This window comes from Nocardia sp. BMG51109 (assembly GCF_000526215.1).
Lineage (GTDB): Bacteria > Actinomycetota > Actinomycetes > Mycobacteriales > Mycobacteriaceae > Nocardia.
In genome coordinates this window covers 3193542-3212840 of sequence record NZ_JAFQ01000004.1, presented here as the reverse complement: position 1 = coordinate 3212840, position 19299 = coordinate 3193542, and the positions used below count along the sequence as shown (strand labels likewise).

At 69.2% G+C, this 19299-nt stretch carries 19 protein-coding genes; 8 read left to right on the top strand and 11 right to left on the bottom strand.

Annotated features, from left to right (window positions below; genetic code table 11):
* Positions 1-61 precede the first annotated feature (61 nt).
* Positions 62-709, bottom strand: a complete 648-nt coding sequence (locus D892_RS0115965) for a hypothetical protein (protein ID WP_024802201.1) — start codon at positions 707-709, stop codon at positions 62-64.
* Positions 710-1267: 558 nt separating this feature from the next.
* On the opposite strand from D892_RS0115965, the gene D892_RS0115960 reads away from it, so the two are divergent.
* Positions 1268-1639: a hypothetical protein gene (locus tag D892_RS0115960; protein ID WP_024802200.1), complete on the top strand. Its 372-nt coding sequence runs from the start codon at positions 1268-1270 to the stop codon at positions 1637-1639.
* A 437-nt stretch (positions 1640-2076) separates the two neighbouring features.
* Positions 2077-2301, top strand: coding sequence for a hypothetical protein (locus D892_RS0115955; protein ID WP_024802199.1), 225 nt, complete (start codon positions 2077-2079; stop codon positions 2299-2301).
* A 61-nt stretch (positions 2302-2362) separates the two neighbouring features.
* On the opposite strand, the gene rpmF is transcribed toward D892_RS0115955, so the two are convergent.
* From rpmF to mrf, 3 genes are read right to left on the bottom strand one after another with little or no spacing between them, the layout of a single operon-like run.
* Positions 2363-2536 carry a 50S ribosomal protein L32 gene (gene rpmF, locus D892_RS0115950; protein WP_024802198.1) on the bottom strand — a complete coding sequence of 58 codons (174 nt, stop codon included), beginning with the start codon at positions 2534-2536 and terminating at the stop codon, positions 2363-2365.
* A 3-nt stretch (positions 2537-2539) separates the two neighbouring features.
* Complete coding sequence (locus D892_RS0115945; protein WP_024802197.1) at positions 2540-2845, bottom strand: type B 50S ribosomal protein L31; 306 nt, start codon at positions 2843-2845, stop codon at positions 2540-2542.
* A gap of 4 nt (positions 2846-2849) precedes the next feature.
* Positions 2850-4286 (bottom strand): ribosome hibernation factor-recruiting GTPase MRF, encoded by a 1437-nt coding sequence (mrf, locus tag D892_RS0115940; RefSeq protein WP_024802196.1) that lies wholly within the window; start codon positions 4284-4286, stop codon positions 2850-2852.
* Positions 4287-4425: 139 nt separating this feature from the next.
* Between mrf and rpmB the strand changes: the two genes are divergently transcribed.
* From rpmB to D892_RS0115915, 5 genes are all read left to right on the top strand, one after another.
* On the top strand, positions 4426-4662 hold the full coding sequence (rpmB, locus tag D892_RS0115935; protein WP_024802195.1) for a 50S ribosomal protein L28: 237 nt from the start codon (positions 4426-4428) through the stop codon (positions 4660-4662).
* Entirely contained in the window at positions 4662-4826 is a 165-nt protein-coding gene (rpmG, locus tag D892_RS0115930) for a 50S ribosomal protein L33 (RefSeq protein WP_024802194.1), read from the top strand. The genes rpmB and rpmG overlap by 1 nt, the downstream gene beginning before the upstream one ends.
* A 3-nt stretch (positions 4827-4829) precedes the next feature.
* A complete protein-coding gene (gene rpsN / locus D892_RS0115925; protein WP_024802193.1) occupies positions 4830-5135 on the top strand; it encodes a 30S ribosomal protein S14 in 306 nt (101 codons plus the stop codon).
* A gap of 25 nt (positions 5136-5160) precedes the next feature.
* Entirely contained in the window at positions 5161-5415 is a 255-nt protein-coding gene (gene rpsR / locus D892_RS0115920; protein ID WP_024802192.1) for a 30S ribosomal protein S18, read from the top strand.
* 114 nt (positions 5416-5529) lie between these two features.
* Entirely contained in the window at positions 5530-5991 is a 462-nt protein-coding gene (locus tag D892_RS0115915) for a hypothetical protein (protein WP_036567104.1), read from the top strand.
* A 374-nt stretch (positions 5992-6365) separates the two neighbouring features.
* Here D892_RS0115915 and purH read toward each other — a convergent pair whose 3' ends face one another.
* The 6 genes from purH to sucC all read right to left on the bottom strand — a co-directional run bounded on the left by purH (position 6366) and on the right by sucC (position 14425).
* Positions 6366-7910, bottom strand: coding sequence for a bifunctional phosphoribosylaminoimidazolecarboxamide formyltransferase/IMP cyclohydrolase (purH, locus tag D892_RS0115910; RefSeq protein WP_084161563.1), 1545 nt, complete (start codon positions 7908-7910; stop codon positions 6366-6368).
* 113 nt (positions 7911-8023) lie between these two features.
* Positions 8024-8656, bottom strand: a complete 633-nt coding sequence (gene purN, locus D892_RS0115905) for a phosphoribosylglycinamide formyltransferase (protein ID WP_024802189.1) — start codon at positions 8654-8656, stop codon at positions 8024-8026.
* A gap of 88 nt (positions 8657-8744) precedes the next feature.
* The gene (locus D892_RS0115900; protein ID WP_024802188.1) at positions 8745-10412 is read right to left on the bottom strand and encodes a DUF6350 family protein; all 1668 of its coding nucleotides are present in this window, start codon (positions 10410-10412) and stop codon (positions 8745-8747) included.
* A gap of 344 nt (positions 10413-10756) precedes the next feature.
* A complete protein-coding gene (locus D892_RS0115895) occupies positions 10757-11860 on the bottom strand; it encodes a DUF5336 domain-containing protein (protein WP_024802187.1) in 1104 nt (367 codons plus the stop codon).
* 469 nt (positions 11861-12329) lie between these two features.
* On the bottom strand, positions 12330-13244 hold the full coding sequence (gene sucD, locus D892_RS0115885; protein WP_024802186.1) for a succinate--CoA ligase subunit alpha: 915 nt from the start codon (positions 13242-13244) through the stop codon (positions 12330-12332).
* Between the two features lie 14 nt (positions 13245-13258).
* Positions 13259-14425, bottom strand: a complete 1167-nt coding sequence (sucC, locus tag D892_RS0115880) for an ADP-forming succinate--CoA ligase subunit beta (protein ID WP_024802185.1) — start codon at positions 14423-14425, stop codon at positions 13259-13261.
* A gap of 580 nt (positions 14426-15005) precedes the next feature.
* On the opposite strand from sucC, the gene D892_RS0115875 reads away from it, so the two are divergent.
* The gene (locus tag D892_RS0115875) at positions 15006-16178 is read left to right on the top strand and encodes a M23 family metallopeptidase (RefSeq protein WP_024802184.1); all 1173 of its coding nucleotides are present in this window, start codon (positions 15006-15008) and stop codon (positions 16176-16178) included.
* 362 nt (positions 16179-16540) lie between these two features.
* Here D892_RS0115875 and pcrA read toward each other — a convergent pair whose 3' ends face one another.
* Positions 16541-19168 carry a DNA helicase PcrA gene (gene pcrA, locus D892_RS0115870; RefSeq protein WP_024802183.1) on the bottom strand — a complete coding sequence of 876 codons (2628 nt, stop codon included), beginning with the start codon at positions 19166-19168 and terminating at the stop codon, positions 16541-16543.
* Positions 19169-19299: the final 131 nt, after the last annotated feature.

Here is a 19299-nt window from a genome sequence, read left to right as displayed (position 1 = left end):
GAGGGACTTCGGGCCGGATCACCACCGCGGGTGATCCGGCCCGTTCGAACCGAGGCGCCGGTCAGGCCGGTGCGTTGATCCGGTTGAAGTACTCGATGGCCACGGCGACACCGGCCACGCCACCGACGGTCACCAGGCCGGCCGCGGCGCCCAGCGGGGCACCGACGGCCGCACCGCTCAGGCAGCCACCGATCCAGCCCGGGATGACGAGAAACGGCGTCCCGGCGATCGCGCCCAGCAGGCAGCCGCCGGCGAGGCCGATCACGGTGCCGACCAGCGTGCCGACACCGGTCGCGAGGCTGAACTCGGTCCCGGCGTTCGACATCGCGTTGTCCATATCCTCCTGGCTGGCGACGTCGTGCAGCATCGGGGCCGGATGCGCGGACGCGGGGTCGACGTTCGGCGTCAGCGTCACCTGATTGGCGCCGTCGACCTGAGCCGCGATCGGGTACTCCAGGCCGTCACGCAGGTAGCTCAGCGGAAATCCGGCAACCACGTTGCCGACGCCGTCGCGCACCTGTAGCTGGTTACCCTCGGTGGTCAGCGACCCGGCATCGGTGTGGACCACCACCGACTTGTCCACCACGTTCGCGGCGTAGTGGATGCCCGGGTCGCCGGCGGGTGCGGCTTGTGCGTAGGACGTACCGGTGCCGACCCCCAGAGCCGCAATGACCAGTGCGGATGTTGCGGCGAACTTCCTGAACCTCATACTCTCGAACACTTTCCCTCAGTAGTTGCGCCACCAACTCCGGCGCAGGGCCCAATCGGGACCTGTCAGTAGGTTTGCTCGAGTCGATTACAGGTCTGTAACAGAACGCACCGAAGCGTCGGTAACGTAACCCGGATGTGTTAACAGAGCGAAAAATCGTCCGGCAAACTCCCCGCATAGAGCCCTCAGGAAAAATTCAGCCCATTCTCATGTGAGTTGCGTTACTGCGCCGTTATCCGACGCATGACGGCGCCACCGGAGAGCATGCCCCGCCACCGGGTACACCGCGAGGTGGGGGCCGAGTCGCCACACGAATGCGCGGTGTTCGACACACCGACGGCCGGCGATCCGATCGAATCAGCGTGGCGTGAGCACGCTCCGCCCCGGGACCGCCTGTCGGCAACCCCGGCGGCAGGGTCGATCCGGCTCGATCGCCGTCCTCGATGTGGAGACCTGCCGAGAGTTGCGCCAGACTACCCGGCAGGTGCTCGTTCGCTCTGCCGACGAGGCCGGGCCGGCGACGCCGGCCACTGGGAATTCGAACGGGAGGACTCGACGGTGACGCCGGAACAGGACGCGATTCTGCGCGACATCCAGACCCAGCTGCGCGGACCAGGAGGGGCCGGCTGGCCGCAGCTGGGCACCGATGCCCAGGGTGACCATCGCAGCCTGGTGGAGGGCTTGGCCGAGGCACTGACCCTGATCTCCGAATTACGCACCGAGATAGGCGATTTGGAGGCGACGGTCGCGGATCTGGAACAACGGGTCCAGCGGCTGTCGGGACACCAGTGGCCGTGGCCGCTGTCGCTACTGGAGGGCCCGGCCACGATGGTGAGTGATCAGCTGGCGCGACTGGAGTCGGTGTTGTCCGAGCTGCCACTGGCGAACCGCAACGGCGACACGCCGCCGACGGGCCGCAACGGCACCTAGCGGCCGGGCCGGAACGCCACGGGCACAACACATCAGAGGCCGTACGTGGGTTCGGGCGCCCGAAGGGCTGCAGAGTGGCGATGAGCGGGTTCTCGCGATGTATTCGGGAGAACCCGCCCTCGCAGATGAGAGTACCCGGCGCCGCGGTACGAAAGCATCACTTCGGGGAGACTTTTTCATTGCTCGAGAACGTACTAGCAGTAGGCAATTCGCCGTTCAGCTACCTGAAAGCAACAGATCCGTAAGCGGGTGACCCGGATCGTCGCGGCATTCGCCGGTAGCCGCGCAATCGCCGAATCCGGGCAAATCAGCCATACCGCAACCGAACCGGTGGGACCAATCGGTCTATTATCGGATAGGTCGATTTACACCGATTCCGGCACACTTCGAGTTATCGTCAGCGGGCACGAACACGACTCGCTCCCAAGGAGATTCCGATGGCCGTCACCGTGTCCCTCGAAAAGGCCCTGGACAAGGCATACGAGAACAAGACCCTCGACGAGATCCTGGCCGCCCCGCCCTCGGCGCTGGCCGGGCTCACCGAGAACCACGACACCAAACTGCTGGACGCGCTGGGTATCAAGACGGTCGGTGACCTGGCGAGCAACAAGTACTTCCGGCTCGCGGCCGCCCTGGCCGACCTGGCCGCCAAGTCGGGATAAGCCCGCACGAAGCGGTGCGGCCACCGTGCCGAGCACGGCGGCCGCACCGCTTCGCCTTCGCCTACCGTCGCTCCGGATCGATCAGGCCGCGACGCACCGCGGCCACCAACCGCCGCGGCACCTGGTAGACCACGCCCCCGACACCGACCGGCACCAGGTCGGGTGGCGTCGCCTTCCAGTTCGCCCGCCTGCTGCGGGTGTTCGACCGCGACATCCGACGCTTCGGCACCGCCACGGCTCAGCCCTCCCCTCGTTCGGGCCGGGCCGGCGGCTGCGGCATCGGCGAATCGGCGGCACGGTGACGCCTGCCGTACTTGCGTTCGAACTTCTCCACCCGCCCCTGCGTGTCCAGCACTCGATTCGCGCCGGTCCAGAACGGATGCGAATCGGAGGTGACGTCGACGGTGATGAGCGGGTAGCTGTTGCCGTCGGTCCACTCCGCGGTGCGAGTGCCGATCGCGGTGGACCGGGTGAGGAATCGCTTGCCGGTACTGACGTCCTCGAAGATCACCGGGTGGTAATCCGGATGGATACCTGACTGCACGGGCCTACCTTTCTGTCGGGCGCCGGTCGCCGGTCGGCGAGGCGCTGGATGTCGAATCGGCGTCCGTCTCGTCCGCGCACGGATCGGTGTGCCAGTCCCCGAACGGGTCCTCCCACTGCGCGACCAGGTCCGGGGCGCTGCGCGCCAGCAGCAGTTCGGCGTCGTCGACCAGTGCCCAGTGCAGCGCCCGGCGGATCTCGGCCGGGTCGACGTCGCAGGCCAGCACCACCAGGGAGATGTCCCGGTCGCCGAAGTGCTCGTCCCAGCGCAGCGCGGCCAGCGCGCGCCGGCCGGGATCGGCGTCGGCCGATTCGCGCGGGGTCATCGCCGCCAGCCAGCGCCCGGCGCCGCCGACACGCAGCCCGCCGCCGGCCGATTCCAGCCACACCACCTCGTCGGGCTGAGTGGCCAGCCAGATCCGGCCGCGAGCGGTGACGACGCCGTCGAACAGCACGTCCAGCGCCTCGTGCAGCCGGGCGGGATGGAACGGACGATCGGTGGCGAACTCGACCAACGTCACGCCCGCGTCGGTATCCAGCGGCGGCTGCCCGCGCAGCAGCGGGGCGTGCGCGTCGAAGATCCGGCCGCGCCGCGAGTCCGCCGGGATCCGCGCGAGCAGGTCTTCGATCCCGAAGGCGGACAGGGCATTCGGGCCGTTCACGTGCGCGACCGGCGCCTGCGGGATCAACCGGTCCAAGACCGCGGCCAGTCGAGACCTTTCGGTATCGGTCACCGCGTCCGCCGCGAAAACCACCGCGGCATCGGCGAATTCGACCTGACCGACCGCCAGCTGGGCTACTGTCCGGTCGTCCTCGGCATCGGCCAGGCCGCGCTCGGCCAGCGTCTCCTCGGTCAGCGCGTCGGCAAGCCAATAACGCGCGTCCAGGCCGGTGACCACCGCCTCGATGCGGACGTCCCGGCCCGCCGGGCCGTCCACGCGACCCACTATCCCGGCGACCGGAACCTGCTCGATGGCGTGGCACACCGCCTCCGCCTCGAATGCCGGATCCAGCGCGATCACGATGCGCCGCACCGAATCCCGCGCCGCCAGCACGCACAGCAACGGCAGCAGGTTCGCGCGCAGCGTGCACGAGACGCACCCGTGCGCCAGCTCGTGCACGGTGTTGTGCTCGATCACCCCGGGCTCGATCTCGCTCGGCTCGATCGCTTCCGGCTCGACCGCACCGAATTCGACCACGCCCGAGCCGGCCGCACCCGGCCCGGCCGCGCCGGGGGTATGCCCGGTTCCCGCATCGGGAGACAGGTACGAGACAGCGCGGCGCACGACGCCCTGACGCAGTTCGCTCAGGTCGTGCCGCACCAGCACGGTGCCGGGCGTGTCCCGCAGCTTCCTCGCCATCTGCTCCACGCCGGTCGTCACCAGGCCCTCGAAACCGGCCAGCAGCACGACGGGCGTGCGGCGGTCGGACTGAGACACCACCGGAACCCCTTTCGACAATGATTTTCATTTAACCGGGGCCCACGGTACAGTGCGGAACCAGCATTGTCGAAAACGATTGTCATTTCGAGGCGGGCGGGCCGACCCGGGAACGCCGCCGTCGAGACACAGGAGGTTAGTCATGTCGGCTCATTGCCAGGTCACCGGGCAGCGGCCCGGGTTCGGCAGGTCGGTGTCGCATTCGCACCACCGGACCAACCGGCGATGGGATCCCAACATCCAGCGCAAGACCTACTACCTGCCCAGCGAGGGCCGCCGGATCACGCTCACCGTCTCGGCCAAGGGCATCAAGACCATCGACCGCGACGGCATCGAGGCGGTCGTGGCCCGGCTACGTGTTCGGGGCGAGAAGATCTGATGGCGCGCAACGAGATTCGGCCCATCATCAAGCTGCGCTCGACCGCGGGCACCGGATACACCTACGTCACCCGCAAGAACCGGCGCAACGACCCGGACCGCATGATGCTGCGCAAGTACGACCCGATCGTCCGCAAGCACGTGGACTTCCGAGAGGAGCGCTGAACCGTGGCGAAGAAATCCAAGATCGCGCGCAACGAGCAGCGCAAGCTCGTCGTCGCCCGCCACGCCGAGCGCCGGGCCGAACTGAAGGAGCTCGTCCGCAATCCGGCCGCATCCGGCGAGCAGCGGGCCGCGGCACAGCTCGCCCTGCAGAAGCTGCCGCGCGACGCCAGTCCGGTACGATTGCGCAATCGGGACGCCACGGATGGACGCCCACGTGGTCATCTCCGGAAGTTCGGTCTCTCCCGTGTACGTGTGCGCGAGCTGGCCCACCGGGGGGAATTGCCCGGTGTGCACAAATCGAGTTGGTAGACCACCGCAGACAAGGATTACTGACATGGCTGTGAAGCGAGCACCGTCGAAGAAGGTCCGTGCCGAGCAGGCGCGCCGCCCGAAGAAGAACCCCCTGATCGCCGCCGGCATCGAGACCGTCGACTACAAGGACGTCAATCTGCTCCGCACGTTCATCTCCGACCGCGGCAAGATCCGCAGCCGCCGCGTCACCGGTTTGACGCCGCAGCAGCAGCGGCAGGTCGCCATCGCCGTCAAGAACGCCCGCGAGATGGCCCTGCTGCCGTTCACCAGCCGCTGATCGTCCGCCGTTCCGGCACGTTTCGGCACATTTCGATGCGGGAGCCCCGGTGCCCAACGCACCGGGGCTCTTTCGTGATCATTCGGCGCAATCGGCCCACTAGGCTGGACGATCATGAACTGGATCCCGGGAGGGCGCCGCGTCGCCGCGGCCGCCGCGGTGCTCACGACCCTGCTGACCGCGGCCTGCGGCGGCACGAACGACGATGGAGCGCAAGCGAATACGAGCACGACCGCATCATCGGGCCCGAGCACCCCGACCGAGCAGCCGGAATCGGAACCCGGCCGCACGTTCACCGCGAACCCGGCGATCACGGGCGCGCACCCGATCCCGTTCGAGAGCTGGCGCCGAGTCGCCCCCGACCGGATCGCGGTCAACTTCCAGAGCGGGTCGCCGGAGTGCTACGGCGTGGACGCGACCGCCGAGGAGACCGGCGACGAGGTCACCATCGAGCTGCGGGAGGGCACGCTGCCGGAGGCGGTCGGTCGCATGTGCACCATGATCGCCGTATTCGGCACGCTCGAGGTACCCCTGAAGGAGCCGCTCGGTGATCGAAAGGTGCTCAGCGCGACGTAGTTTCGTGGTAAGCACAGATGCAAGTACAAATGGAAGACCACATACCGAGGTTTTTCTGTGACGTGCATCACTGTCTATCGACGTGCTGGTTTTATAGCAAATTGCTCTGGCACCGGCGCATCGGCGCGGTGATAGCTTCCGTGGCACAAGGACTTTCACCGAACCACGCGGCCACGGATGCCGCGTGACCTCCGACTCGCTCCCGGCTCCGGCCGGGACAGCGAAACCCGGGTGCCGGGATGAGGAAGGCCCGGTGGCTGGATGAGCCGAAGCCCTGCGCGGGACGAATTCCCGCGCAGGGCTTCGGCTTTGAATCGGCCCGGTCCCGGTAGGTTGCCCGGTGCGCCGGTAGGCGTCTCCGGGAGCCGCCGGCTTCAGTGTGCGAAGTGCCGCGCACCCGTCAGGTACATCGTCACCCCGGCCTCCCGGCAGGCGTCGATGGTCAGTTGGTCGCGCACCGAACCGCCCGGCTGCACAATGGCTTTCACACCCGCGGCGATCAGCTGCTGCGGGCCGTCCGGGAACGGGAAGTAGGCGTCCGACGCCGCGACCGAGCCCGCGGCCCGGTCACCGGCGCGCAGCACCGCCAGATGCACCGCATCGACCCGGTTCACCTGACCCATACCCACCCCCACCGAGGCGCCGTCGTGCGCCAGCAGGATCGCGTTCGACTTCACCGCACGGCAAGAGCGCCAGGCGAATTCGAGATCGGCCAGCGTCGCCTCGTCCGCGGCCTCGCCCGCGACCAGGGTCCACCGGGCGGGATCGTCGCCCTCGGCGTCGACGATGTCGGACCGCTGCAGCAGCGCGCCACCGCTGATCGGCCGCAGTTCGGCGCCGCCGCGGCGGGGCGGCTCGGCGATCAGGATGCGCACATTCTTCTTGCGCTGCAACACTTCCACCGCGCCATCGGCATAGCCGGGAGCCACGATCACCTCGGTGAAGATCTCCGCGACCTGCTCGGCCATCTCGACGGTCACCTCGCGGTTGGCCGCGATCACGCCGCCGAACGCGCTGACCGGATCGCAGGCGTGCGCCTTGCGGTGCGCCTCGGCGATATCGGCGCCCACCGCGATGCCACACGGGTTGGCGTGCTTGACGACCGCCACGGCGGCACCGGCGTGATCCCACGCGGCACGCCAAGCGGCGTCGGAGTCGGTGTAGTTGTTGTACGACATCTCCTTGCCGTGCAACTGCTTCGCCTGCGCCAGGCCGGTGCTGCCGTCGTTGCTCGTGTACAGCGCCGCGGCCTGATGCGGGTTCTCGCCGTAGCGCAGCACCGACGCCCGCGTCCAGGTTCCGCCCAGCCACGCCGGAAGCTGCTGCCCGGCAGCGGGATCGGCCGCCAGGACGCTGGTCATCCAGCTCGCCACCGCGACGTCGTAGCTCGCGGTGTGCTGGAACGCCTTGGCCGCCAGCGTGGTTCGCTCGGCGAAGGTGAAGCCGCCGGACTTCACCGCGGACAGCACGTCGTCGTAGTCGCCGGTGTCGACGACCACGGCCACCGACGGATGGTTCTTGGCCGCCGCGCGCACCATGGACGGGCCGCCGATGTCGATCTGCTCGACACACTCGTCGGGGGTGGCGCCGCCGGCCACGGTCTCGGTGAACGGGTACAGGTTGACCACCACCAGCTCGAACGCCTCGACACCGAGTTCGGTCAGCTGATCGGCATGCTCCTGCTTGCGCAGATCGGCCAGGATGCCGGCGTGCACCCGCGGATGCAGCGTCTTCACCCGGCCGTCCAGGGTCTCCGGAAACCCGGTCAGCTCCTCCACCGGGGTCACCGGGATGCCGGCGTCGGCGATGCGCGTCGCGGTGGATCCGGTGGATACCAGTTCCACGCCGGCCGCGTGCAGCCCGGTGGCGAGCTCGACGAGCCCGGTCTTGTCGTAGACGCTCACCAGCGCCCTGCGAATCACTCGGCGCTCGCCGCGCTCACTCGAGCCGGCTGGTCCCTCGCTGCGCTCACTCGAGTCGGCTGGTCGTTCGCTGCGCTCACCGGAACCGCTTGATCGTTCGCTGCGCTCACTCACTGGCGAACTCGCTCATCTGGGATAACTGCCTTTCGTCCGTCGGAGACTATGCCTCGGGTCGCGACGGCGGCGACCACGTCGACCAGCAGCCGTCGCTCCACAACCTTGATCCGTTCGTGCAGGGTCGCCTCGTCGTCGCCGGGCAGCACCGGCACCGCCTCCTGGGCGAGAATCGGGCCGGTGTCGACACCGGCATCGACCAGATGCACGGTGGAACCGGTCACCCGCACGCCGTAGGCCAGCGCGTCGCGCACCCCGTGCGCGCCCGGGAAGGACGGCAGCAGCGCGGGATGGGTATTGATGATCCGGCCACCGAATCGTTCGAGAAACGCCGGGCCGACGAGCTTCATGAAACCCGCCGACACGACGAGATCCGGCCGGTGGGCGGCCACCGCGTCGGTCAGCGCGCGATCCCAGGCGGCGCGGTCCGGATGGTCCGCCACGGCCGCCAGGAAGTGCGGGACCCCGGCCTGCTCCGCGTGTTCGGTTGCGGCGCAGGCGCGATCGACGCCGACGGCGGCCACGCGCGCCGGATAGCCCGCCTGCCGGGCGGCGTCGAGCAGCGAACGCAGCAGCGAGCCGGCGCCCGAGGCGAGCACGACGACGGTCGCGGGCGCCGTCGGGGGCACCTGCTGGGTTGGCGAGGTCGTCAGCGCTCTACTCCCTGCGTGTCGGGCTGTACAGGAGGCGGCGGCCGCGGAAACCGCCACACAGAGCCTAACGACCGCCCGTTCCGCCGCCCTCGGGCAGGTCCGCCTCCACCACTTCCGCCTCGAGGATGTCGGCGTTCTCGTCCGCACGGTCCCTACTCGAATCGGCGGCGAGGGCGCCCTGCTCCTCCACCAGCTCGCCCTCCACCACATCGGAGTAATCGCGGGGCTCGTCGCCGGTGTCGTAACGGTCGCCCGCGTGGCCGCCGGGCTCGTGGTCGCCGTATGCGTAGTCGCCGTCTCCGTACGCACCCCCTTCGTACGCACCGTCTCCGTAAGTACCGGCTTCGTAGCCACCGTCTTCGTAGGCGCGGTACTCGTAGGCACCGTATTCCTCGTAGGCGCCGTATTCACGGCCGCCGTGCGGATCGTCCGGGTACTCGTCGCCGCGGATTCCGAAATCGTCCGGAGCGGCGGCCGCGTAGTCGTCGAAGGCCGCGGGCCCGACGGCCGGACGGAACCGGCGCACGACCAGCAGGCTCAGATATCCGGGAATCGCCAGCCAGGCGAAGACCAGCAGAACCGACAGCCAGACCGCCGGACCCAGGTATCCGAACGATCCGACCGCCCCGCCCGCCAGGCCGCCGAATACGGCCGTCGCGACTGCCGCCACGCCCGCCGCGGTCAGCGTCGCCCAGGGTGCGCGGAACTCGTCGTACGAGGTCCGGGCGCAATCCAGTCCGCTCAGCACGCCCACCGCCGCCGGCACCACCAGCAGCACCGGCCACCAGCCGGCGGCGGGCCCCGACGGCACCGCGGCCAGGATCGGCAGCGCCGGAACCGGTGCTCCCGCAACGGAGAACAGGCTCAGCGCGCCCTCCCCGATATGGATGTCGGCCCCGGCCAGCAGGCCCACCACGTCGATGGCGACGTTCGGCAGGTATGCCAGCGACAACAGCGTGAGACCGAGCGCGCCGACGACATTGCCCGCCGCGTCGTAGGTGTCGCCGATCCGCGACCAGTGCGCGAGTAAGGAGATCAGGATGAGCGCGGCGGCCGCCGCCAGCAGCCGCAGTAGCGCCCGCCCGGCCGCCCGCACGCCCGGGGCCACCCACCCGGGCAGATAGTCGATGAGGTACTCCCGCAACGGATTCCACCGAGTCGCGATGCCGGCCACCGCGGCGATCAGATGCAGCCCGCCGACCCAGGCGAACGCGGTCAGGGTCGCCGGCGGCTGCAGCGCCACCACGGCCGACGCATCCTCGGCCACGGCCAGGCAGACCGCGGTGATCAGCAGCGGCCCGGACAGCGCGGCGCCCACGATCCAGCCCAGATCGGCGCGCGTCGCATCCGGCTCGACCGCGCGAGCACAGTCGCGGGCGACCAGCCACAACACCAGCGCGGTGGGGACCAGCGGCAGCAGACCGAGCGAGGTCTTGCCGATCACCAGCGGAACCTGATGCACCGCAAGCCATCCCGCCGCGATCGCGCCGGAGGCTCCGGTCATCCCGCTGCCCGCCGCCCACAGCGTGACGAGCACCAGCGCCACAACGGTGAGCATCGCGAAACTGGCCGTCCGGGCGGCGACGAACAGCAGCACCCGGGCCCGATCCGGGCTCAGCGACAGGAATACGTTGTCCTCGGGGTGCGGCGCGCGGCGCCGGTTCGCGTCCGATCCGCCCCTCCCGCGCGGGCGCTCCCGGGGATCGTCCCATCGGACCAGTGAGGATTTCATGACACCGCCTTGCCCATCGCGAACGACGGACACGCCTCGTCGATCCGCCGCCTCACCGTCTCGCGCACGGCACCACCTCGACAGCGGCTCGGCGCCGCCGCGCGCGAGACGCGCTGTGCCGTTGGTTCACTCGCGAGCTCGCCCACAGCACCACCCCGCCGGAAGCTCGGCGCCGCCGTGTGCGGGGCACGCTGCCACCTCGCCGTGGGCGGCACCACCGTGCGTGTCGATGGTTCGCTCGCAAGCTCGGTCACGAGACCCCAGCGTGACACCTCGACGTGCGTCGGCGGGTCAGGCGCGCCGCTTACGGGCGCGACCGGACGCGCCGACGCACGACCGGGTTGTTACTTCTGCTCGTCCTCGGGGCGGAATGCCTTGGTGGCGTCGGCGGCCGGGTTGGCCGCCTGGCTCTCCCCGAACGGCTGGGCCTGCCCGCTCTGCCCGGCCCCGCTCTGCCCGGCCTGACCGCCCTGGCCGAAGCTCAGCCCACCGTACTGCTGGCCCGATTGCTGACCCGGCTGCGTGCCGATGTGCTGCGTGGCGTTCTCGTCACCGGTCGGCTGCTGCGGGCGCTGCTGCTGCGCGCCGTACGCCGACTGTCCGCCCGGCTGCGCGCCGTAGCCCTGCTGGTACTGCTGGCCCCCCGGCTGCTGGCCCTGGCCATAGGACGGCTGCTGACCGTACTGGGCCTGGCCCGGCTGGGCATACGCCTGCTGGCCGTATTGACCGTACGACTGCTGCTGCCCCGGCTGCGCCTGACCGTAGCCCTGCTGACCGTACTGGCCGTAGGCCTGCTGGCCCGGCTGACCGTAGGACGGCTGCTGCCCCGGCTGGCCCTGACCATAGGGCTGCTGGCCGTAACCGGCCGCACCGCCGAAGCCCGCGGCCGCCGGCTTGGGCGCCGGCACCGACAGGATGTCGGCCTCGAACAGCAGCGCGGCCACCGCGGCCGCCGTCTGCACCAGGCCCAGGAACAGCACCACCCAGGCGCCCCACGCCAGGCCGACCTCACCGGGCAGGCTGAACGACTGGACCGCCAGCCCCAGGAAGCCGGCCGCGCTCGCCGCCGCGGCGGCACCGACCCAGCTCTGCTTGTGCAGCAGCGAGACGCCCGCCAGCAGCCCGCCGAGCAGCAGGAACACCAGCAGCGGGGAAATGCCGACCGCCTTGAAGAAGGTCTCCGACTGCTCCTCGGTCCGCACTCCCATGCCGAGGTCTTGGGCCTTCTGGGTGGCGAAGGTGGTGAACCCCAGCACGAAGTTGATGACGCCCAGCGCGGCGACACCCACCGTCAGAAAGAACGGCAGCCCTTTGGCAGCACCCCCACCACTCGATTCCGAGGTGCCGGATCCAGCACCGGCAGCGCCTCCCGGCTGGCTGAAGCTGGGCGCGGAGGAGGGCGTCGGTGCGGGCGCGTTGTACCCGGAGCCCCCGGTCGGGTATGACATTCGTCGTCTCCTATCGAGTCCTTCATGGTCTACACGGCTGGATGTGCCCTCACTGACGCTACTGCAATCGAGCGTCCTGGTCACGGCCACCGCGTCCCGGCCGATGCTCGCAGATTTCCGATGAACTCGCCGCCCACCCGAATCCGTGATGCGCGGGAGACGAACGGAGATATTCGGATGGACCTGAACGAGATGTTCTGCACGGCGGTACGGACGCTGGGCCTGTGCCATGTACTGCCCGCACCGTAACCCCCTGTGCCACACGCACCGTCACGGCGAGGGCCACACGCACCGTCACGGCGAGGGCCACACGCACCGTCACGGCGAGGGCCACACGCACCGTCACGGCGAGGGCCACACGCACCGTCACGGCGAGGGCCGCCTTCCCTCGGGAAGGCGGCCCTCGTAGGTAGCCGTGGATCAGGCGGTGCGCCGACCTGGAATCAGGCAGTGACGCCGGTGCCTGGAATCAGGCGGTGACGCTGGCCTGCTCCAGGATCGCGCGGGCCAGGGCGGCGGTCTCGGACGGCGTCTTGCCGACCTTCACGCCCGCGGCCTCCAGCGCTTCCTTCTTCGCCGCGGCGGTGCCCGACGAACCGGAGACGATGGCGCCGGCGTGGCCCATGGTCTTGCCCTCGGGGGCGGTGAAGCCCGCGACGTAGCCGACGACCGGCTTGGTCACGTTCTCCTTGATGTAGGCCGCGGCCCGCTCCTCGGCGTCGCCGCCGATCTCGCCGATCATGACGATCAGCTTGGTCTCCGGATCCTTCTCGAACGCCGCGATGGCGTCGATGTGGGTGGTGCCGATGACCGGGTCGCCGCCGATGCCGATGGAGGTCGAGAAGCCGAAATCGCGCAGCTCGTACATCATCTGGTAGGTCAGCGTGCCGGACTTGGAGACCAGGCCGATCGGGCCCTTGCCGGTGATGTTGGCCGGAGTGATGCCGACCAGCGCCTCACCCGGGGTGATGACACCGGGGCAGTTGGGGCCGATGATCCGGGTCTTGCTGCCCTTCTCCACGTTGTAGGCCCACGCGTAGGCGGTGTCCTGCACCGGGATGCCCTCGGTGATGACGACCAGCAGCGGGATCTCGGCGTCGATGGCCTCGATGATCGCGTCCTTGGCGAACTTCGGCGGCACGAAGGCGATCGACACGTCGGCGCCGGTCTCCTTGATGGCCTCGGCGACGCCGCCGAACACGGGCAGCTCGACGGCGTCGCCGTCCTTGCCGGTGTGCGAGACGGTGGTGCCGGCCTTGCGGGCGTTGACGCCGCCGACGACCTGGGTGCCGGCCTTCAGCATCAGCGCGGTGTGCTTGGTGCCCTCGCCGCCCGTGATGCCCTGGACGATGACCTTGGAGTCCTTGTTCAGGAAGATAGACATTGTTGTTTCGTCCTTTACTTGGCAGCAGCCAGTTCGGCGGCCTTGTCGGCGCCTTCGTCCATTGTCTGCGCCAGCGTCACCAACGGGTGGTTGGCGTCGGCGAGAATCTTGCGGCCTTCCTCGACGCGGTTGCCGTCGAGGCGGACGACCAGCGGCTTGTTGGCCTCGCCGCCCAGGATCTCCAGGGCCTTCACGATGCCGTTCGCCACGGCGTCGCACGCGGTGATGCCGCCGAACACGTTCACGAACACGCTCTTGACCTGGCCGTCGTTCAGGATGACGTCCAGGCCGTTGGCCATCACCTCGGCCGATGCGCCGCCGCCGATGTCCAGGAAGTTGGCGGGCTTCACGCCGCTGTGGTTCTCGCCGGCGTAGGCGACCACGTCCAGGGTCGACATGACCAGGCCGGCGCCGTTGCCGATGATGCCGACCTCGCCGTCGAGCTTGACGTAGTTGAGATCGTTCTCCTTGGCCTTCAGCTCCAGCGGATCGGTGGCGTCCTTGTCCGCGAACGCCTCGTGGTCCGGGTGCCGGAAGTCGGCGTTCTCGTCCAGGGTGATCTTGCCGTCGAGCGCCAGGATCTCGTTGTCCGGCGTGCGGACCAGCGGGTTCACCTCGACCAGGGTGGCGTCCTCGTTGACGAACACCTCCCACAGCTTCTGGATGGTGACCGCCGCGGCATCCAGAATGTCCTCCGGCAGGTGGCCCTGCTCGGCGATCGAGCGCGCGAACGCCAGGTCCACACCCTTGACCGCGTCGATCGACACCTTGGCCAGGCGATCGGGCTTGGTGGCGGCCACCTCTTCGATTTCCATGCCGCCCTCGACCGAGCACATGGCCAGATAGGTGCGGTTGGCACGATCGAGCAGGAAGGAGATGTAGTACTCCGAGGCGATGTCCTTGGCCTCGGCGACCAGGATCTTCTTGGTGATGTGGCCCTTGATGTCCAGGCCCAGGATGTTGGAGGCGTGGGTGAAGGCGTCGTCGGGGGTCGCGGCGTACTTCACGCCGCCGGCCTTGCCGCGGCCACCGACCTTGACCTGCGACTTGATCATCACAGGCTTGCCGATTTCAGTCGCGATCGCACGAGCGTCCTCGGCCGAGTCCGTGACCCGGCCTTCCGACGAAGGCACTCCGTGCTTCACGAAGAGCTCCTTCGCCTGATATTCGAAGAGATCCATGTACTCACCGTCTCGTCTGCGTTGTTCGTGACAACGACTTTGTTGGCGGCCCGTCGTCGGGGGCGGGTCGGGTCGGACTCTAATCAGTCACGGGGACGGGAAATCAGCCGCATACAGCCTAAGTGGCACAGGTCACGGGGCCGCGTACCGGGCGGCAAAACCGCTGGCCAACCTACTGGCGAGTAGCTTGCCGGTGCCGCGCCAGGTCGGGCCGGACAAGCCCGGAAAGGGCAGCCGAAAACGACGCACTGTCGTCGAATAAGCTCGCAATCCTGCCCAGCCGCCGGTGAGATATTCCTGGCAAATCTCGTGATCAATCTCACATGTCAGAACAGGGTGGTCACAGCGCTTGCCGAGCCGCAATCGTTTCGTTACCGTCGATGCGGTCGATGTCACAGCACGGTCACGACGTCGCCGGGAACAAATCGGCCCGGCACGGTAGATTGCGTAACCACGGTGGGGCTCGGAGACGACACAGGAGGACGGCAGGCTTGTTGCAGCACAGCGCTCCGCAGGTAGAGAGCCGCTCCGCAGACGACCCGTCCACCGCATCGCAGTACTCCCGGCCGGAACCCCGCCGATGAGCGCCGACCCGTATCGCCAGGGACATCGCGCGCAGTCCGCGCGGCGTTATCGCCAGGACGGCGATTCGTTCGACGGCCACTCGCACCCCGGCGATTTCGATGCGTTCGGCGGGTACGGCGGCGCCGCACCCGCGCGGACAGCGGCCTGGGGTACTCCGGCCGCCGCCGGGTGGAACCATTCCCCGGCCGGAAACGCCTGGGACGCACCGTCGTCCGGGTCCGCAAAGTGGGAAGCCTGGGATTCACCGGCGCACGCCGACTGGGATTCACCGGCACGCGCAGGCGAGGCCGAGCACGGCGACTACGACTATCCCGCCACCGATGACGAGCCGTACGACCGCCCGCTCGACGCGGGCTGGCCGCGCACCGATCCCGGCTTCGGCGTGCCGACCACCGCCGTCGCGCGGCCGAGCCGGATCGATGCCCGCCGCGCCGGCGCCCATCGCATGCCCGCACCGCCGACCGCGCTCAAGGGCCGGGCGGCCGTCGTGGCGGTCGCCGCCGGTGCCGTCGTGGCGGCCGGGCAGGCGACCATGCAGTCGTCCGCGCAGAGCCCGTCCTCGACCACGGACTATCAGGCCGACGGCAAGGTGCACGAGATCGCGGCACAGTCGGTGAGCACCGCCGATCCGGCCGCCGCCGGGTCGAAGTCCTCGCAGCTGGTCAACGTCGCTCCCGTGACCGATATAAGCCAGTTCAGCGATATCCTCCAGCACGGCAAGGAGTTCGCCGACGGCCTGGCCGCACAGGAGGCCGCCAAGCTCCGTCCGCTGTTCACCCAGTTCGCCTACGGGAACTACACGTCCGGGTACGGATACCGCTGGGGCGCACTGCACGGGGGCGTCGATATCGCCGCCCCCATCGGCACGCCCATCTACGCCGTCGAAGACGGCACGGTGATCGACGCCGGGCCGGCGTCCGGATTCGGGATGTGGGTGCGGTTGCGGCACGAGGACGGCACCGTGACCGTATACGGGCACGTGAACACCACGACGGTCAGCGTCGGGCAGCAGGTCATGGCCGGCGATCAGATCGCCACGGTCGGCAACCGCGGCTTCTCCACGGGTCCACACTGCCATTTCGAGGTGCACCCCAACGGTGGCGGGCCGATCGATCCGACCCCCTGGCTGGCATCGCGCGGGATCTCCCTCGGCCCCGAACGCGACTGACCGATGAGCCCGGCGCGACCGACCATCGGACTCGAACGCGATCGCCCCGCCAATCGGTACGACCTGTAGTCGGCCCGAGCACGATCAGCCCTCGCACCCGGTACGACCGGGACAGTGGAGGCCCGACGCGACCAACTCGTGAACCCCCTCGACTCACAGTCGGCCCCGGACTTACGCACGCGCTCGGAATTGCGCACCCGTGAGCCGACCGGACGGATTCCACTCGGCCCGTACGGTTTCCGCATTCGGTACAGACTCCGTCGGCTCGTGCAGGGTTCCTGTGTCCGGTACGGGCTCCTCCCGTCGTACGCTTCCGTACCGGTACGGATCTTCGGTCCGTACCGGGTCCGGTATTCGGCGCACTACAGCTTGATGAGGGTGCGGCTGTACTGCGGGATCAGGCGGATCTTGCCTGCGGTCCCGAAATCGATGGTGACCGTGGCGAGAGAACCGAATCCCTCGGCGGCGACCACTCGGCCCATACCGTACTTGTCGTCGCTCACGCGGTCGCCGACGGCGAGCACCAGATCGGTGTTGTTGCGCTTACCGGTGCCGCCGGGGGCCGGGCGGCGCGGACCGCGCTCGCGAATGCCCGGGCGCTGATCGGCCCAGCCGTCCCCGCGCGTCCAATCGCGTTCCATGCCGTCGTCGTCGCCGCGGCGGCGGAAACCGCGGGACCCGGACGACGCGGCGGGCTCGAGTCGCTGCCATTCCAGCAGGTGGTCCGGAATCTCCTGGAGGAAGCGCGATTCCGGATTCGACACCGCCTGTCCCCAGCCCGACCGCACCACCGCGCGGGTGAGATACAGCCGGCGGCGGGCACGGGTGAGGCCGACATACGCCAGGCGGCGCTCCTCGGCCAGTTCGGCCGGATCGCCCAGGGCCCGCATATGCGGGAACTGGCCGTCCTCCCAGCCGGTGACGAAGACGACCGGGAACTCCAGGCCCTTGGCGGTGTGCAAGGTCATCAGCGTGACCACGCCCGAGCCCTCGTCGGGGATCTGGTCGGTGTCGGCTACCAGCGACACCCGCTCCAAGAAGGCCGCCAGCGAGCCCGGTTCCGGCTCGCCCTCCGCGGGCTCCGGCACCAGGCCCTCGGCCCGGGCGGCCTCCACGTCGTTGCGTGCCTCGGCGCTGAACTCCCGTGCGACGCTGACCAATTCGTTCAGGTTGTCCAGGCGGGCGCCGTCCTGCGGATCGTCCGAGGCCTCCAGTTCGGCGCGGTAGCCGGTGCGGTCCAGGACGGCGTCGACCACGTTGCCGACATCCGGGAATTCGAGATCCTCCTGGGTGCCGGCCGCCCGGATCTCGTCCAGCAGGTCCATGAATCCGGTGATGGCCCGCTGCGCGCGGGTGTTCAACAGGGCCACCTTGCCGTCGGCGGCATCGCGCAGCGCCGCGGCGAATCCGATATCGCGCTGTTCGGCGTGGACCGCCACGCAGGCCTCGGCGCGGTCGCCGATGCCGCGGCGCGGGGTGTTGAGGATGCGGCGCATGCTCACCGCATCGTCCGGATTCTCCAGCACGCGCAGGTAGGCGACGATATCGCGAATCTCCTTGCGCTCGTAGAAACGGACGCCGCCGACCACCTTGTAGGGCAGCCCCATCCGGATGAAGATCTCCTCCAGCGCGCGGGAGTTGTTGTTGGTGCGGTAGAACACCGCGACATCGCCGTAGGTGTAATCGCCCTCGTCGATCAGGCGGTCGATCTCGCGGGCCACGAACGAGGCCTCGTCGTGCTCGTTGTCGGCGACGTAGCCGACGATCAGGTCGCCCTCGCCGGAATCGGTCCACAGCCTCTTCTCGCGGCGGCCCTCGTTCTTGGCGATCAGCGCGTTGGCGGCGGACAGGATGTGCTGGGTGGAGCGGTAGTTCTGTTCCAGCAGAATGGTTTCCGCATCCGGGAAGTCGCGCTCGAACTCCTCGATATTGCGGATGGTGGCGCCGCGGAAGGCGTAGATGGACTGGTCGGCATCGCCGACCACGCACAGTTCGCTGGGCGGGACGGCGTCTGCGCGCCGGACCGGGGCGAAATCCGGATCGGCGGCGCTCGCCCCGGCGTCGGCGTCGTCGAGGTCGGGCCCCAGGTGGTGCCCGACCAGCTCCCGGACCAGCACGTACTGCGCATGGTTGGTGTCCTGGTACTCGTCGACCAGGACGTGCCGGAACCGGCGGCGATAGTACTCGGCCACCTGCGGGTGGTTCTGCAGCAGCGCCACCGTCTCGCCGATCAGGTCGTCGAAATCCAGCGCGTTGGCCGCGCGCAGCCGGCGCTGGTACTCGGTGTAGACGTCGGCGACGATGCCGGGCAGCTCGCTCTCGTCGGATTCGGCGTCGGCCGCGGCGGTTTCGGGATCGGTGAGTTCGTTCTTGAGATTCGAGATGGCGGTGGACAGCAGGCGCGGCGAGTACTTCTTGGCGTCCAGGCCCAGGTCGCGGACGATCATGGCCAGCAGGCGGCGCGAGTCGTCGGCGTCGTAGATCGAGAAGTTCGAGTTCAGGCCCGGCACGAGCGCGGCCTGGGTGCGCAGAATCCGCACGCAGCTGGCGTGGAACGTCGACACCCACATGCTGGCGGCGCGCGGGCCGACCAGTTCGGTCACCCGCTCGCGCATCTCGGCGGCGGCCTTGTTGGTGAAGGTGATCGCCAGGATCTGGCCCGGCGTCACGCCGCGGGCGGCCAGCAGGTAGGCGATGCGGCGGGTGAGCACGGCCGTCTTGCCCGAACCCGCCCCCGCGACGATCAGCAGCGGGGCGCCGGTGTGCACCACCGCGGACCGCTGCTGCGGATTCAGGCCCTCGAGTAGGTGTTCCACCTGATCCGCCGGCTGCTCGGCGCGCCTGCCGGAACCCGGCGACCGCCGGCTCCGCTCATCGCCCCGGGCCTGCTCCGGGTGTTCGGAAGGGGTGCGGTCCGAGGCTGTGCGCTCCGAGGCGGTGCGCGGTGTGTCGGCCGTCGTGCGCGTCGTGTCAGCCACCGTCGTCTCCATCGTCCATCCACGCTACCGGCGGGCACCGACATCCTGTAGTCCGGCGGCCTTCTCGTGCCCCGATACGGCGGCTCGTGCCCCCGATATGAAAGCCTCGGAACAAGAATTGTTTGGCTCACCTTCGGGCCCGT